16 protein-coding genes are annotated in these 14717 nt (G+C 65.9%); 5 read left to right on the top strand and 11 right to left on the bottom strand.

The features are described from left to right. Positions 1 to 99: 99 nt before the first annotated feature. Complete coding sequence (locus ACQR10_RS10240) at positions 100 to 396, top strand: hypothetical protein (protein WP_315804278.1); 297 nt, start codon at positions 100 to 102, stop codon at positions 394 to 396. A gap of 847 nt (positions 397 to 1243) precedes the next feature. Here the strand turns inward: ACQR10_RS10240 and ACQR10_RS10235 are convergent. From ACQR10_RS10235 to ACQR10_RS10225, 3 genes are read right to left on the bottom strand one after another with little or no spacing between them, the layout of a single operon-like run. Beyond that, positions 1244 to 1912 carry a DUF429 domain-containing protein gene (locus tag ACQR10_RS10235; RefSeq protein ID WP_434893825.1) on the bottom strand — a complete coding sequence of 223 codons (669 nt, stop codon included), beginning with the start codon at positions 1910 to 1912 and terminating at the stop codon, positions 1244 to 1246. Positions 1913 to 1935: 23 nt separating this feature from the next. Beyond that, a complete protein-coding gene (locus ACQR10_RS10230; protein WP_434837875.1) occupies positions 1936 to 2571 on the bottom strand; it encodes a hypothetical protein in 636 nt (211 codons plus the stop codon). Between the two features lie 3 nt (positions 2572 to 2574). Then, positions 2575 to 4230 (bottom strand): fumarate hydratase, encoded by a 1656-nt coding sequence (locus ACQR10_RS10225; protein WP_434837874.1) that lies wholly within the window; start codon positions 4228 to 4230, stop codon positions 2575 to 2577. 116 nt (positions 4231 to 4346) lie between these two features. Between ACQR10_RS10225 and ACQR10_RS10220 the strand changes: the two genes are divergently transcribed. The 4 genes from ACQR10_RS10220 (at position 4347) to ACQR10_RS10205 (ending at position 6460) form a co-directional block, all read left to right on the top strand. After that, positions 4347 to 5027, top strand: a complete 681-nt coding sequence (locus ACQR10_RS10220; protein WP_434837873.1) for an alpha/beta fold hydrolase — start codon at positions 4347 to 4349, stop codon at positions 5025 to 5027. 103 nt (positions 5028 to 5130) lie between these two features. After that, positions 5131 to 5448 carry a Kazal-type serine protease inhibitor family protein gene (locus ACQR10_RS10215; RefSeq protein ID WP_316238727.1) on the top strand — a complete coding sequence of 106 codons (318 nt, stop codon included), beginning with the start codon at positions 5131 to 5133 and terminating at the stop codon, positions 5446 to 5448. Between the two features lie 144 nt (positions 5449 to 5592). Next, the gene (locus ACQR10_RS10210; protein ID WP_316238728.1) at positions 5593 to 6072 is read left to right on the top strand and encodes a hypothetical protein; all 480 of its coding nucleotides are present in this window, start codon (positions 5593 to 5595) and stop codon (positions 6070 to 6072) included. A 163-nt stretch (positions 6073 to 6235) separates the two neighbouring features. After that, positions 6236 to 6460 (top strand): hypothetical protein, encoded by a 225-nt coding sequence (locus tag ACQR10_RS10205; RefSeq protein ID WP_434837872.1) that lies wholly within the window; start codon positions 6236 to 6238, stop codon positions 6458 to 6460. 296 nt (positions 6461 to 6756) lie between these two features. On the opposite strand, the gene ACQR10_RS10200 is transcribed toward ACQR10_RS10205, so the two are convergent. The 8 genes from ACQR10_RS10200 to flgC form a co-directional block, all read right to left on the bottom strand. Further along, positions 6757 to 7461 carry a glutathione S-transferase gene (locus ACQR10_RS10200; protein ID WP_316218140.1) on the bottom strand — a complete coding sequence of 235 codons (705 nt, stop codon included), beginning with the start codon at positions 7459 to 7461 and terminating at the stop codon, positions 6757 to 6759. Positions 7462 to 7568: 107 nt separating this feature from the next. After that, positions 7569 to 8540 (bottom strand): Tim44 domain-containing protein, encoded by a 972-nt coding sequence (locus ACQR10_RS10195; RefSeq protein ID WP_434837941.1) that lies wholly within the window; start codon positions 8538 to 8540, stop codon positions 7569 to 7571. Between the two features lie 154 nt (positions 8541 to 8694). After that, positions 8695 to 11262 (bottom strand): cell cycle histidine kinase CckA, encoded by a 2568-nt coding sequence (gene cckA / locus ACQR10_RS10190; RefSeq protein ID WP_434837871.1) that lies wholly within the window; start codon positions 11260 to 11262, stop codon positions 8695 to 8697. A 155-nt stretch (positions 11263 to 11417) separates the two neighbouring features. After that, positions 11418 to 12497, bottom strand: a complete 1080-nt coding sequence (gene flhB, locus ACQR10_RS10185) for a flagellar biosynthesis protein FlhB (protein ID WP_434911937.1) — start codon at positions 12495 to 12497, stop codon at positions 11418 to 11420. 12 nt (positions 12498 to 12509) lie between these two features. Continuing rightward, a complete protein-coding gene (gene fliR / locus ACQR10_RS10180; protein WP_315716025.1) occupies positions 12510 to 13277 on the bottom strand; it encodes a flagellar biosynthetic protein FliR in 768 nt (255 codons plus the stop codon). 218 nt (positions 13278 to 13495) lie between these two features. Beyond that, complete coding sequence (fliQ, locus tag ACQR10_RS10175) at positions 13496 to 13759, bottom strand: flagellar biosynthesis protein FliQ (protein ID WP_008965881.1); 264 nt, start codon at positions 13757 to 13759, stop codon at positions 13496 to 13498. 133 nt (positions 13760 to 13892) lie between these two features. Further along, on the bottom strand, positions 13893 to 14249 hold the full coding sequence (gene fliE, locus ACQR10_RS10170; protein WP_315738761.1) for a flagellar hook-basal body complex protein FliE: 357 nt from the start codon (positions 14247 to 14249) through the stop codon (positions 13893 to 13895). Between the two features lie 16 nt (positions 14250 to 14265). Then, a complete protein-coding gene (flgC, locus tag ACQR10_RS10165; protein WP_315716023.1) occupies positions 14266 to 14691 on the bottom strand; it encodes a flagellar basal body rod protein FlgC in 426 nt (141 codons plus the stop codon). Between the last annotated feature and the right edge of the window lie 26 nt (positions 14692 to 14717).

Genomic DNA, 14717 nt, shown 5'->3' with positions numbered 1-14717 from the left:
AATGGGCTTACGCGCAAAGATGCGCTATAGGGGCGGCCGAACGCATCCTCGAGGCCGCCGCCTCGAGGTCCGCAAAGCGCAACGCCAGGAGAACGATCGATGGCTGTGGACGGCAACTGGAATCTGACCTTGAACACGCCGATGGGCGAGCGCAGCGCGACCCTGAGCGTGAAGAGCTCGGGCGCGACGCTGACCGGCACCCAGGCCGCCGAGGGCGATTCCGCCGAGATCTTCGATGGCACCGTCAACGGCGATGACGTCGCCTGGAAGGTCTCCATCACCAGCCCGATGCCGCTGACGCTCGACTTCAAGGGCAAGGTCGCCGGCGACACCATCTCCGGCGAGATGGGCATCGGCTTCATGGGCAGCTTCCCGTTCACCGGCGCGCGCGGCTGAATCCGTAAGGTGGGCAAAGGCGCGCCCACGCCGCCACTCGATGGCGATGTGCTCTCCCGCGCCGTGCCCACCATTCGCTCCGCAATGCTCCGACTGACGGTGGGCACGCGACCGCCTTGCGGGCGGCCGCTTTGCCCACCCTACCGCCGCGCCGCTCGGGCTTGTTCCGCTTCACATCTCAAACAGCATGGACAAGCGCGCGCGCACTCGCGGCGAACATCGCCCGAGGGATACATCGGCATGTCCCTCTCCAAATGCAGAGGGCGCAGGGAAGGCCAGGCGTCGGCTGACGCCTGCGGCCCGCCTGCGAAAGAAATGCAGGCGGCAGGTACCACAGGTGCAGCCGAGAACACCCGGCCTTCCCTGCGCGATGGTCTTCACGCTTATACGCGATCTCCCCGGTGTCCGGCTTGTTAGCCACCGTCGCCCGAAGGATCATCATCCTCCGGACTTGGCGCCAGCTTCGGGGCGCCAGGACCACGCGACTTCGCGTCCGCATATCGCCGTTCGTCGGCACACCCCGAGGGCATGCTGCGACAATCCGCGGCCATCGCCTCCCCGCCTCGCGTGTCGTGACGATCGCGCGCAACGCCCCTCCGCAGTGAGGCGGGATGGCGAGAGAGAACCATAATTTCCGAAATTTGGCAAGTGGTTTATTTTTTTCGGAAATAGGAGCCGCCATCTCGCCTCCCCGGCCGGGCATCACGCAACACTCTCTCTTTTGTCATCGAGCCCGGACTCCATCGTGCGGCAATGCGCGCGGCAAAATGGATTCCGGGCTCGCGCTGCGCGCGCCGCCCGGAATGACGGCTGAGTTTGTCGCGGCCGTCGTGCCCATATGCCGCGTTCAAAACCAGATCTGCATCGGCACGCCATGCGCGTCGCGCGGCGGCTCGCCCTCAGGGACGCTGCCGACGCAGTCGCAAGCGGCGAGTGCGACGGCGCAGGCGTCGAGCACGTCGTCTTTCTTGGCGCCGGTGCCGCGACGCGCGATGCCGATCCAGTCATCGATCTCGGCAAAGCCCCCGCCGATCAGCAACTCGCGCCGCAGCGCGGCGCCCTGCTCCGTCTTCTTCGACGGCAGCGGCGCGCCGTGGAGGCGCAGGAACACGAGCTCCGGATGCACCTCGCGGATGTCGAGATCGCGATGCGCGCGCACGAAGGCATCGACCTCCATGATCTTGCGGCCGAGATGCCAGAGCTGGCGCGAGGCGCGCGGCTGGCGGCGGCGCGAGGCCTCGATATTCGCCTCATCGGGATCCGTGTACTCCTCCCACAGCCAGCGCCGCGCGCCAGTGAAGACGCGGGAGCGATGCGGCGTCAGCTTGTCGCGGGCGAGCTGGTCGCAGTCGCGATTGCCGTCGTCGGTCATGCCAATCGGCATATCGATGGCGGCACGGGCGAAGGGGGCTGCAAGCGCGGTCGAGATATCAGCCGGGAAGCTGATCGCGTGATCATCGCCATCGATCGAGACAGCGACCCAACCGTTGCGGAATCCGTCGAGCCCGACGACCAAGGGCCGCGAGTGGAAATTCCCGCCTAGCACGTTCGCGTAAGCTTGTGACGCGGAGAGCAGCCACAAGACTGCAGCCGCGGCTCGGGATGTGTGCGCTTGTTAGGTACTTGGACGCCACTTTCTCTAAACCACGCGAGAAGCGCCCTTTTTGATGTATCACCTATTTCGCTTCGGCGATGACCACGTCGAGCACCGATCTCGATGCGAAATTTCAGAAATTTCGCGGGCAATACAACGCCGTTCCGGCCGAAATGCCATGCGGCCTTCATGACCAAAACATTGCGCCCACCGATATCCCGAGACTGGTCTCCCAGCTGATGGACAGAGTTCCGAACCTGAATATATCCGCCGGCTCTAGGGCGATAGATATTGTCAGGACGCGAACTCCGGTCGGGCTTTTTTGTCTGAAAGCGCGAATCCCGCCAATATTGATCGAAGCTCAAGATTTCGCCGACCTCTCCAGCCCAAATGACTGCATCAGGATGCCACTTTCCATCCTTTCCCCTTAGCAGCGAGCGCCCCGCGAATGCCATCACGAGGTCGCCCACCTCAGCCAGCCTGCGTATTTCCGGCTTGCATATGGCGAGCGTTACGGAGGGCGGACCATAGTTCGGTGCGCTACCGTGATCCACTGTGATGACGTATCGCCACAAGTGCATGATCTAGCCGAGGTTCAGCTCCTTGAAGAAGTCGTTGCCCTTGTCGTCGATGATGATGAAGGCCGGGAAGTCCAACACTTCGATGCGCCAGATCGCTTCCATGCCGAGCTCGGGATATTCGACCACCTCGACCTTCTTGATGCAGTGCTCGGCGAGGTTCGCCGCGGCGCCGCCGATCGAGCCGAGATAGAAGCCGCCGTGCTTCTTGCAGGCTTCGCGCACGGCCGGCGCGCGGTTGCCCTTGGCGACCATGACCATCGAGCCGCCGGCCGCCTGGAACTGGTCGACGAAGGAATCCATGCGGCCCGCGGTGGTCGGGCCGAACGCGCCGGAGGCGTAGCCGTCCGGGGTCTTGGCGGGACCGGCGTAGTAGACCGGATGGTTCTTGAAGTAGTCCGGCAGCGGCTCGCCGCGATCGAGACGCTCGCGCAGCTTGGCGTGCGCGGCGTCGCGGGCGACGATCATGGTGCCGGTCAGCGACAGCCGGGTCTTGATCGGGTTCTTCGACAGGGTGGCGAGGATGTCCTTCATCGGCTGATTGAGATCGATCTTCACGACCTCGCCGCCAAGCGCCTGCTCGACCTCCGGCAGATACTGCGCCGGATGGTGCTCGAGCTCCTCGAGATAGACGCCGTCCCTGGTGATCTTGCCGAGCACCTGGCGGTCGGCCGAGCAGGATACGCCGAGACCGATCGGCAAGCTCGCGCCGTGGCGCGGCATGCGGATGACGCGGACGTCATGGCAGAAATACTTGCCGCCGAACTGCGCGCCGACGCCGAGCGACTGCGTCATCTTGTGGATTTCCTGCTCCATCTCCAAGTCGCGGAAGGCATTGCCATCCGGGGAGCCCTGGGTCGGCAGCGCATCGAGATAACGCGCCGACGCCAGCTTCACCGTCTTCATGCACAGCTCCGCCGACGTGCCGCCGATGACGATCGCCAAGTGATAAGGCGGGCACGCCGCGGTGCCGAGCGTCAGGATCTTCTCCTTCAGGAACGCCAGCAGCCGATCCTTGGTCAGCACCGAGGGCGTCGCCTGGAACAGGAAGCTCTTGTTGGCCGAGCCGCCGCCCTTGGCCATGAACATGAACTTGTAGGCGTCCTCGCCCTCGGCATAGATCTCGGTCTGCGCCGGCATGTTGTTGGCGGTGTTCTTCTCCTCGTACATCGACAGCGGCGCGACCTGCGAGTAGCGCAGGTTGCGACGTAGATACGCGTCGCGCGCGCCTTGGCTGAGCGCCGCCTCGTCGTCGCCGTCGGTGATGACGTTGCAGCCCTTCTTGCCCATGATGATCGCGGTGCCGGTATCCTGGCACATCGGCAGCACGCCGCCGGCGGAGATGTTGGCGTTCTTCAGGAAGTCGAGCGCGACGAACTTGTCATTCGGGCTGGCCTCCGGATCCTCCAGGATGCTGCGCAGCTGCTTCAGATGGCCGGGGCGCAGGAAGTGGTTGATCTCGCCGAACGCGGCCTCCGACAAGGTCCGCAGCGCCTCCCGCGACACCACCAGCATGTCGCGGCCCAAGACCTTCTCGACCCGCACGCCGTCGGTGGTGATCTTCTTGTAGGGCGTGGTGTCCGGCCCCAGCGGAAACAGCGGCGTGTGCTTGTAGGGCGGGACGGGCTTGGACTGGTCGGGGAAGGCGGTCGGCGCGTTCATGGCGAGCTCGTGGGGTTCTAAAGATGGCCGCCCAAAGCGGTCTTGACAGGTCTGATACGCTACCCGTCGGAAGCCTTGCAAGACATGTCTCCGTACAGCAGCCGAGGAGTAAGATCATGGCGACTTTTGTCCTGATTCCAGGAGGTTGGCACGGCGGCTGGATGTACGCCGCGCTCTCGGCCAGGCTCCGGCAGGCCGGTCATGACGCCTATGCCTTGACCCTGAGCGGATTGGAGGAAACGCCCGCCCGCACCCATGCCGTCAATCTCGATACCCACGTCACCGACGTCGTCGAGCTGCTGACGACCGAAGATCTGTCCGAGGTCATCCTGTGCGCGCACAGCTATGGCGGCATGGTCGCGACCGGCGTCGCCGACCGCGTGCCGGAACGGCTCGCCGCACTGATCTATCTCGATGCCTTCGCACCCGAGAACGGTCAGTCATGGTGGGATCTCGCCGGTGACGCGTATCGCCGGTTCGTGATCGAACGCGCCGGGCATGACGGGCTGACGGCGCTGCCGCGCGAAGGCTCCGATCCGCGCCGCCGGCCACATCCGCTCGGGACCTTCATCCAGGCCCTGAACCTCCGCAGTCCGGCGCCGCCTACTCTGCGCCGCACCTTCGTCTACGCCAGCGGATGGAGCGCGACGCCGTTCACCGCGCAATATGAGCGGCTGCGCAGCGATCCCGCGTGGCGCGTGCTGGCATTTGCGTGCGGGCACGATGTCGTGCAGCACGCCCCCGACGAGACGTTCGACCTGCTGGTCGAGACGGCCCGCGAGGTCGCCGCAACATGACGCCGCGAGCAGCGCAGTGTCGTGCGGCGAGATCGATTGCGATCGGCTGCCAAATTATGTAACCTTAGATTGTTGACATATTCATTTTCTTCCTGGAGGCGTCATGACACGAGGTCTCGTTTCCATCATCGCATTCGTCCTCGCCCTGATCACCCTGCTCCCGAACTCCGCTGGTGCCGTCGGTCCCGGCCGCGCGTGCGGCGGCTTCGCCGGCATTCGCTGCAATGCCGGTCTCTATTGCGAATTCCCAGCCGGCCAGTGCGGCCGGTTCGACATGATGGGCGTCTGCCGCCGAAAGCCGACGCTCTGCCCACGCATCTACATGCCGGTCTGCGGCTGCAACTTCCAGACCTACGGCAACGACTGCGAGCGCCGCGCAGCCGGCGTCTCGCTCGCACATCCGGGCCGCTGCTGGTTCTGAGCAAGCGATCGCGCCGCTGCAGCCGGCATGTGACCGCCGTCCCGTCAACACGCGGCCACACCCGCTGATGATCTTGTGCAGCTGCGGCGCATCGCGCTTGCATGCCCCCCTCGCGCAGGCTTCAATGGCGCGGGGGTATTTGGAATGCAGTCATCGCTTTGCTCATTTGGCCGCTTGGCCGGTTTTGTTTTTCTCGTTGCGTTGAGCAGCGCGCTGCTGCCGCGGGCGGCACGGGCCGATCGTTGCGATGACGTTGCCAAGGAACTGAAGAACGGCATCGACGGCATCAAGATCGGCCAGACCGCGGCCGGCACGGTCTATCTCGCCCATCCCAAGGCACGCGAGATCACGCTCGGCTGCTCATCGAAGAATGTCAGCAACCAGTTGTTCGGTAAATCCGAACGCAAGCCGACACCGGCCTTCATCGAGCTGATGGCGAGCGCGGCGGCGATCGTGTTCACCTTGCCGAAGGACGACATGCAGCGCGGCGTCACACGCTGTTACCGCCGGCTCGGAATCTTCCGCGGCGACGACGTCGCCAGCCGCTACCGCCGGCTCGACATGCGTTGCGCCCGAACCAAGACCGAGTCCTCGATCACGATCAGCCGCAGCAAGGACCAATAGGCCGGGGGCGAAGCGATAGCCCTGTCGTTTCTGCGCCGGCGGCAGCGACCCGTTCACTATTCGCCGCGCCACTGACAGTTGCAGACAATTCGAACGATCTGCTTGACGAAGTTTTCGTCAGGGATGGCCACGCTTGTCGCAACACCAAGCGAGGAGCTGGACCATGTCCGTTTCGAGCGTTTCGTCGTCATCGCCGCCGCCCTCACCGCCGCCGGTCTCGACCGAGACGACCAAGCCGCAGACCCAAGACACCCAGGCGCGGAACCAGACGCAGCAGAGCCAGGCCGTGAATCCCGCCAAGACCGGCGACGAGGCGGCCGCGGAGAAGCAGGCCTCGCGTCCGCCGCTGCCGCCCGGCCAGGGCACCCGCATCGACATTCTCGCCTGACGATCCCACACCCTCAGGCCAACTTCGTATAGCGGCGGCGCCCCAGGCGCCTGCCGCTATACGTGTGAGCGGGGCCCTGGCAGCGCGGCGATCCACGTGGTTTTGGAGCACGCGCGCGGCTCGCTCGGGTGAGGCGTTACAGGTCTACCGACACCCACTTCCCGTGCGGCCGCCCCTCACCCCAACCCTCTCCCCGTGAAGAACGGGGAGAGGGAGCGCAGCGCCGACGAGGCGCCAGCGAGGCTCTCAGAGGAGCACGCGAAGCTCGCTTCAGCATGACTGCACGCCCTCAGCCCTCAGGCATCCAGCGCCTTGTAGTGGCGGAAGATGCCGTCTTCGTTGAAGGGGATGCGGCGGTCGCTGGCCAGATAGGCCGAAATGTTCGGCCTGGCGGCGACGCGGTCGTGCAGCGCGACGAGGCCTGGAATGTTGCGCTCGAATGCCGTCATGCGATGGGGAAAGGCGTAGCGCAGGCCGGCGACGATCTGGAACAGCGACAGGTCCACATAGGTGAGCCGGCGCCCGGTGATGTAGGCGCCACCGCTTTTCGATAGGAGCTGCTCGAAATAGCCGAGGAATTTCGGCACCCGCTCGCTCCAGAACTCGGCGGTGCGCTTTTTGGCCGGCGCGCGCTGGTCCTCGTAGTACAGCGTCGGCCCCAGCGGATGATGCGTGTCATGGATCTCGACGACGAAGTCGGTCACGGTGAGCTGCAGCTGATGCACCCAGAGCTGGCCGGCTTCGGTCTTCGGTGCGAGGCCATGGCGGCTGCCGAGAAACAGCAGGATGTTGGCGGTCTGGCCGATGACGCGGCGGCCCGCTCTCAGGAACGGCGGCGCGAAGGGCGGCGTGTCGCTGTCCGCCGCCATCATCGCCGTCATCGTACCGATGCCGTCCTCGCGCGCGACATCGCGATAGGCGGCGCCCGCCTCCTCCAGCGCGAGACGCACATATTCGCCGCGGCCCTGGATCATGGGCCAGTAGTAGAGCTCGTAACGCATGGGCCATCCTCATTGCCTGTTCATCGCGGCACGCCACTATAACCACGCGCAAAGCAAAAGCGCCGCGGATTGCTCCGCGGCGCCCGATGATCGTTCGACCTATGGCGTCAGCCGACCTGCTGGATCGCCGACAACTGCCAGTCGGCGCCGGGGTGACGCAGGAAGGTCCAGATCTCCGTGACCTCCTGCGGCTGGTCGGAGCCGTCGACAACGCGGCCCGAGGCGCGCTCGATGGTCTTGTCGGCCAGGGTGAAGCGCATCGCGACCGTGGCGTAGTCGGCGCCATTCTCGCGCCAGGCTTCGGCGAGGTCGCCCTGCAGCAGCTTCACGGCGCTGACCTTGTTGACCACGCCGCGGGCCTGGTTCTGCTCGAGATCGCGCTCGAAATACGAGGCCATCTCGGGCGTCGAGAGCAGGCGCAGGCGGCCGACATCCTCGTTCGACCAGGCGGACTGGATCTCGCCGAGCAGCCGCTCGAACGCCTCATAGTCGGCCGGCTGGATCTGCAGCGGCGGCACAGTGTTGCCGCCGCCCAGGCCGCCGAAGCCGCCGAGACCACCGAAACCGGAGCGGAAGCTCTGCTGGCCGTCATTGGGGCCCGGCGACGGGCCGGCCGCATAGGCCGGCTGGTTACGGCGCTGCCACCAGGCCATCGCGAAGCGCACGGCGACCACCACCAGCAGGATCTGCAGGATCAGGCCGATGAACGAGGCGAAGCCGCCGAGGCCGGAGAACAGGCCGCCGCCGAACAGCATGCCGAACAGGCCGGCGCCGAGGAAGCCGGCGGCGAGGCCGCCGAGCAGGCCACCGGCGCGGCCGCCGAACAGGCCGCCACGCGCGGGCGCAGCCGTGTTGAAGCCGCCGGGCTGGCCCGGCTGGGTGATCGTCCTATTGAACTGCGACGCCGATCCCGGCGCGGTCGTGGTCGAAGGCGGAGCCGAGAAGGTGCGCGTGCCGCGGGAGCCCGAGCTGGAGCCGCCGCCGATCCGGGCGTCGGCCGCCGAGACGGCGAGCACCGTCGGCAGCGCCAGTGAAAGGGCCACGGCCATCGCCTTGAGGAGGCCGCTTTTGCGCTGCATGAAGCTCATCTGTGTTTCCCATAATCCCCGGAATGGGGATGCCCGTAAGATGGGCACAACCCACGAAAAAGGAAGGCGGCACGAGGCCGCGCGGCTGCGGCGCTGGGTCGCGGGATGAACGCGCTCGGCCGGCTGGCGAAGGAACTCCGGTAACCTATTGTGGCGCCATGGTTTCCTTGACCGCCGCCACGAGCTGGCTGAGCGTGAAAGGCTTCGGCAGGAACGCAAACTGCTGGTTCTCCGGCAGGCTCTTCTCGAACGCATCCTCGGCATAGCCCGAGACGAAGATGATCTTGATCTCCGGATTGCGCTCGCGCATCGCCTTGAGCAGCGTCGGCCCGTCCATTTCCGGCATCACCACGTCGGACACCACGAGATCGAGCACGCCGTCGCACTCCTCCAGCGCCTCCATCGCCTCGACGCCGTTCGACGCCTCGATGACGCTGTAGCCCCGCGAGCGCAGGCCGCGCGCGTTCAGCGCCCGCAGGCCCTCCTCGTCCTCCACCAGCAGGATCGTCCCCTGCCCGGTCAGGTCGGCGCGCGGCTTCGGCGCATCGGCGGCAGCCGGCTCCTTGGCGGCGCCGTTGGCGGCGTGCGGCTCGACCTGGACCTCCGGCACGACGATGTGGCGCGGCAGGAAGATCTGGAACGAGGTCCCCTTGCCGACCTCGCTGTCGACATAGATGAAGCCGCCGGTCTGCTTGATGATGCCGTAGACGGTCGAGAGCCCGAGGCCGGTGCCCTTGCCGACCTCCTTGGTCGAGAAGAACGGCTCGAAGATCTTCTCGCGGATCTCTGCCGGAATGCCGGTGCCGGTATCGCTGATCTCGATGCGGACGTAGTCGGCGACCGGCATGCCCTTGTAGGCGGCCTGCGCGACCTCGTCGGCCGAGACGTTGGCGGTCCGCACCGACAGCTTGCCGCCATCGGGCATCGCGTCGCGGGCGTTGACCGCGAGGTTCACGACCACCTGCTCGAACTGCGAGACGTCGACCTTGACCGGCCAGAGGTCGCGGCCGTGAACCAGGTCGAGCTTGACCTTCTCGCCGATCAGCCGGCGCAGCAGCATCGTCAGGTCGGACAGTGCGTCGCCGAGATCGAGCACCTGCGGCCGCAATGTCTGCCGGCGCGAGAAGGCGAGCAGCTGCCGCACCAAGGTCGCGGCGCGGGTCGCGTTCTGCTTGATCTGCATGATGTCCTGGAACGACGGGTCGGTCGGCTTGTGCGCGTTCAGCAGGAAATCATTGGCCATCATGATGGCCGAGAGCACGTTGTTGAAGTCGTGGGCGATGCCGCCGGCGAGCTGGCCGACCATCTCCATCTTCTGCGACTGGTTGATCTGGTTCTCGAGCGCGCGGCGCTCGGTGGTCTCCAGCATGTAGACGATCGCAGCTTCCGTCTCGCGCTCGTCCTCGTCGACCGCGGTGACGAAGAACTGGCCGAAGCGCTCCTTCGGCCCGTCCAGCATCACCTCGACCGGCGGAATGTCCGCCTGCCCCTCGGCCGCCTGGTTGATCGCGGCGATCAGCAGATGCCGGTCGCGCTGACTGACGGCGCGGAAGATCGACTTCGCCGCCGCCGCATCGCCGCTGACGCTCTGCGCGAGCTTGGCGAAGCGGGCGTTGGCGCGCACCACGGCGCCGCCGCGGTCGACGGTCGCGATCGCCATCGGCGTATGGTCGAAGAAGCGCATGAAGCGCACCTCGGCGGCGCGCTCCGGATCGGAGCGCTCGTCGCGGGCGCGGCTGATGACGAGCGTGCGCGAGGCGCCTGGCTTGCCGTCGGCGCCGAAGGCGAGCTTATGGTAGAGCCGCGCCGGCATGGTCTTGCCACCGCGCATCTTCAGGTCGATGTCGAACACCTCGGTGCGGACCTCGCCGGGCACCGCGACGATCGAGCTGAGCAGCGAGGCACCGTCGCCCGAGACGACGTCGGCGAGCTTCAGCCCGCCCGAGCCGATCTCGGCGAGATCATAGTCGAGCCAGTTGGCGAGCGTGGCATTGACGTAGACGAGGCTGCCTTCCGGATTGACCGAGAAGAAGCCGCACGGCGCATGGTCGAGATATTCGATCGCGTGCTGCAGCTCCTGGAACACGTCCTCCTGGCGCTCGCGATCCCTGGTGATGTCGGCGATCGACCACACCGCGTAGCGGGCATGGCGCTTGGTCTGGCCGAGCGGGCGCACGCGCATCCGCAGCCAGCGCCCCTGCGCGCCTTCGGCCGCGGTGATGCGGACCTCCTCCTGCTGCCGCTTGCCCTCGCGCGCCGCCTTGAGCAGGCGGAACACCGCTTCGGACACATCGGGATTGCCGATGAAGACGCGCTCGACGGGACGCGCCTCCTGCGCGGTCGCTGCTCCCGTCATGTTGAGATAGGCGGCGTTGGCGTAGACGACATGGCCGCGCGGATCGGTCACCGCGAGGCCATCGAAGGCATGATCGGCGATCGCGCCCAACACCGGATCGTCGGTCGACTTGTCGGCGAAGCGGACGATGCCGGCGGCGAACGCGAACAGATTGAACAGGCCGACGGTGGCGAGCAGCGACAGCAGGCCGAGAATGTAGGGCTGCGCCTGGGCGCGGCCGATCGTCATCAGCGCGATCGCGACCGCGACGAGGCCGAACGCCACCAGAAGGATCAGCAGAATGCTGCCGCTGCGGCGCGGCCGCTCCGGCAGGCCCGCCTGATCCTGTAACCCATCATTGTCGGAATCGGCGCTCATGGCTCGGGGACGCGACCTGTCGGCTGGGAGCCCCAGCCCGTTCGCGCGGCTCCCCCTTCCACCTGCCTGAATCGACGGGTCAAGCGCAAGCCCGTCAAGCCGATATTCCATGATTTATCCGTATTTTGCGGTCCGTCCGGGGACCTGCTCGGTTGTCATTGCGGGCGCCCCGAGAGGTTGCGCCGCAGCCCCATCACGTAGCCGATGATCTCAGCGACCGCGTGATAATGTTCCACCGGGATCTCCTCGTCGATCTCGACCGTGGCATAGAGCGCGCGCGCCAGCGGCACGTTCTCGACGATCGGGATGTCGTGCGCCTTGGCGACCTCCCGGATCTTGAAGGCGATGTTGTCGACGCCCTTGGCGACGCAGACCGGTGCCGACATGCCGCGCTCGTAGGACAGCGCGACCGAGTAGTGCGTCGGGTTGGTGATGATCACGGAGGCCTTGGGAACCGCGGCCATCATGCGCTTCTTCATGCGCTGCTGGCGGATCTGCCGGATGCGGCCCTTGACGTGCGGGTCGCCTTCCGACTGCTTGAACTCCTCCTTCATCTCCTGCACCGACATCTTCTGGCGCTCGTACCATTGCCGGTACTGGAACAGGTAGTCGCCGATCGCGACCAGGGCGAGCAGCGCGACCACCGAGCCCATCAGATGCGTCGTCAGCGAGATCGTGACGCCGAGCAGCTCGCCGACGTCCATATGCAGCAGCGATTCCAGGCGCAGCCGCTCCGGCCACAGGATCATGACCATGACCGTGCCGAGCAGCACGAGCTTGAAGAGACCCTTGGCGAAATTGGCCGCGGCCTGCTTGCCGAACAGGCGCTTGGCGCCGGCCAGCGGAGAGATCTTGCTCAGGCTCGGCTTCATCGGCTCGCCCGACCAGACCAGGCGATGCTGCATCATGTTGCCGGCGATCGCCGCCAGCATCACCATCAGGATCGGCACGCCGATCGCCGCGATCACGGCGAACGACAGGCTGCGCGCCAGCAACAGCAGGCCGGCGCCGTCGGTCTGGATCATCCAGGAATTGGCGATCAGGTTGCGCATCGGCACCAGCACCGCGGTGCCGATCGAGCCCGAGAAGGTCGACATCACCAGGGTCGCGGAGGCGATCACGAACCAGGTGTTGAGCTCCTGGCTCTTGACGACGTCGCCGCGTTCGAGCGCCTGATCGAGCCGCTTTTGCGTCGGGTCTTCTGTTTTGTCTTCGGAATCGGCTTCATCGGCCATCGGTCAGGCCCCTCACCGCGGCATCATCTCGTGCATGACGCCTTCGAAATAGCCGAGAAACGTTCCCATCATCGCGGTCAGGACCAGCGCGAAGATCAGGAAGCCGATCAGGATCGAGAGCGGCGCGCCGACGAAATAGACCTGCATCTGCGGCATCAGCCGCGCCAAGACGCCGAGCCCGATGTTGAAGACCAGCCCGAACACCAGGAACGGCGCCGACAATTGCAGGCCGATCTTGAAGGCCGCGGCAAACGCCTTGGTCGCCAGCGAGGCGACGTCGCCGCTCGGGATCAATTCGCCGGGCGCGAAGATCTTGTAGCTGTCGCTGAGCGCGGCGATCACCAGGTGATGGCTGTCGGTCGAGAACAGCAGGGTCACGCCGAGCATGGTGAGGAAGTTGCCGATCAGGACGCCCTGCTGTCCCTGCGTCGGATCCACCGCGGTGACGAAGCCGAGCCCCATCTGCTGCGCGATCACGGAGCCCGCGACCTGCAGCGCCGACAGCGTCACCCGCGCCGTCGCGCCGAGCACGATGCCAATCACGATCTCGTGCACCATCATCACCAGCAGCGGCGACAACGCCTGCAAATCGACCTGATAGGCCTGACGGTGCAGCGGCAGCACGATCATCGTGAGCAGCAGCGCGGTCGCGAGCTTGATGCGGACGGGGATGTTGACCTCGCCGAGGCCCGGCAACAGCATCACCATCGCGCCCACGCGCGCGAAGGCCAGCATGAACACGGCGGCCAGCGCCGGAAGGAAGGAAATATCGATGCGCATCGTCCGCCGTCACGGCCCTTTCGACCGCATGCTGGTGCGGCACGGCGGTCTTTGAAGAGACAACCTGCGAATAGACAGCCTCAGACGAGTCAGCCTGCGAAGAGCTCGCCCGAAAGGCTGCCCGCGCACGGCCGAAAGCAGCAGCGCCCCCCGCACTGCTCCTTACGACCGCTCGCAGCGCCCTCACGCAGGCCTGCCCTGCCGCCCCGGACATTGCCTCATCCGCCGATGATTCGCGACGAGATCCGCATCATGTGCGAATGCAGCGCATCGGCCATGAACGGCAGCGCCAGCAGCAGCGTCACGAAGATCGCGATGATCTTCGGCACGAACACCAGCGTCTGCTCCTGGATCTGCGTGAGCGCCTGGAACAGCGAGACGACCACGCCGACCACGAGGCCGACCACCATCAGCGGCGACGACACCAGCACGATGGTCCAGATCGCATCGCGCGCCACATCGAGCGTTTCAGCTCCCGTCATGTCCTGTCGTTCCTCACTGTCGATCGGCTCCGGTCCGGCCCCCGCCTCAGCGCGCATCGCGCGCAGTCGCGGCAGACGGCAAATCCTCTGGGCGCATCAGGCACGTGGCGGCCTGAAGCGTTACGAGCTGCGCCTAGATCGTCATCTTCATCACGTCTTCATAGGCCTGGATCACACGGTCGCGCACCGACACCAGCGTCGACACCGCGACGTCGGTTTCGGCGACCGCCGTGACGACATCCATGACGTTTGCCTTGCCCGCGGCCATCGCGACCGCCTGACTGTCGGACTTGCGTCCGGCCTCCATCACGCTGCCGATCGCGTCCTTCAGCACCGCGCTGAATGACGGACCACCCTTGTCGGCGCCGTTGCCGCTACCGAGCACGTCGCGCACGCGCCCAAGGCTGCCGAAGGCACCGCTCGAGCCGCCGGCGTCGAGCACGCGGGCGGAATTCGCATAGGCATTCGCTGCGGAGATTGGGGAGGCCATGACTTTCGTTCCTGTCCTAGGTCTTCAGAATGTCGAGTGTGCGCTGGATCATGCGGCGCGTGGCGCCGATGATGTTCAAATTCGCCTCGTAGGACCGCTGTGCATCACGCATGTCGGTCATCTCGATGAGCGGATTGACGTTGGGGTACTTGACATTGCCGGACGCGTCCGCGGCCGGGTTACTGGGGTCGTATTTGACGCGGAACGACGATTGATCGGGCACCACCTTGCCGAGCGCCACCACCTTGGCATCGAGCGCACGGTCGAGCGCCGAGGTGAATGTCGGGACCTTGCGGCGATACGGATCGCCACCCGCCTTGGCGGCGGTCGAATCGGCATTGGCGATGTTCTCGGAAATGACGCGCATACGTCCCGCCTGCGCACGCAGGCCGGAGGTCGCGATGCTCATCGAGCGCAGGAAATCGCTGGAGTCGTTTGCCATGCTTGTCGGTCTCCGTCCTTAAACCC

The organism is Bradyrhizobium sp. HKCCYLRH2060 (genome assembly GCF_051168135.1).
Taxonomy (GTDB): domain Bacteria; phylum Pseudomonadota; class Alphaproteobacteria; order Rhizobiales; family Xanthobacteraceae; genus Bradyrhizobium.
Note: the sequence above shows the minus strand (reverse complement) of the source record. Positions and strands in the feature narration are given on the sequence as shown.

Bases quoted from the DNA above. Each gene is read 5' to 3' on its own strand.
- ACQR10_RS10240 (WP_315804278.1), top strand. From the start codon at position 100: ATGGCTGTGGACGGCAACTGGAATCTGACCTTGAACACGCCGATGGGC.
- ACQR10_RS10230 (WP_434837875.1), bottom strand. From the start codon at position 2,571: ATGCACTTGTGGCGATACGTCATCACAGTGGATCACGGTAGCGCACCG.
- ACQR10_RS10225 (WP_434837874.1), bottom strand. From the start codon at position 4,230: ATGAACGCGCCGACCGCCTTCCCCGACCAGTCCAAGCCCGTCCCGCCC.
- ACQR10_RS10220 (WP_434837873.1), top strand. From the start codon at position 4,347: ATGGCGACTTTTGTCCTGATTCCAGGAGGTTGGCACGGCGGCTGGATG.
- ACQR10_RS10215 (WP_316238727.1), top strand. From the start codon at position 5,131: ATGACACGAGGTCTCGTTTCCATCATCGCATTCGTCCTCGCCCTGATC.
- ACQR10_RS10210 (WP_316238728.1), top strand. From the start codon at position 5,593: ATGCAGTCATCGCTTTGCTCATTTGGCCGCTTGGCCGGTTTTGTTTTT.
- ACQR10_RS10205 (WP_434837872.1), top strand. From the start codon at position 6,236: ATGTCCGTTTCGAGCGTTTCGTCGTCATCGCCGCCGCCCTCACCGCCG.
- ACQR10_RS10200 (WP_316218140.1), bottom strand. From the start codon at position 7,461: ATGCGTTACGAGCTCTACTACTGGCCCATGATCCAGGGCCGCGGCGAA.
- ACQR10_RS10195 (WP_434837941.1), bottom strand. From the start codon at position 8,540: ATGCAGCGCAAAAGCGGCCTCCTCAAGGCGATGGCCGTGGCCCTTTCA.
- cckA (WP_434837871.1), bottom strand. From the start codon at position 11,262: ATGAGCGCCGATTCCGACAATGATGGGTTACAGGATCAGGCGGGCCTG.
- flhB (WP_434911937.1), bottom strand. From the start codon at position 12,497: ATGGCCGATGAAGCCGATTCCGAAGACAAAACAGAAGACCCGACGCAA.
- fliR (WP_315716025.1), bottom strand. From the start codon at position 13,277: ATGCGCATCGATATTTCCTTCCTTCCGGCGCTGGCCGCCGTGTTCATG.
- fliQ (WP_008965881.1), bottom strand. From the start codon at position 13,759: ATGACGGGAGCTGAAACGCTCGATGTGGCGCGCGATGCGATCTGGACC.
- fliE (WP_315738761.1), bottom strand. From the start codon at position 14,249: ATGGCCTCCCCAATCTCCGCAGCGAATGCCTATGCGAATTCCGCCCGC.
- flgC (WP_315716023.1), bottom strand. From the start codon at position 14,691: ATGGCAAACGACTCCAGCGATTTCCTGCGCTCGATGAGCATCGCGACC.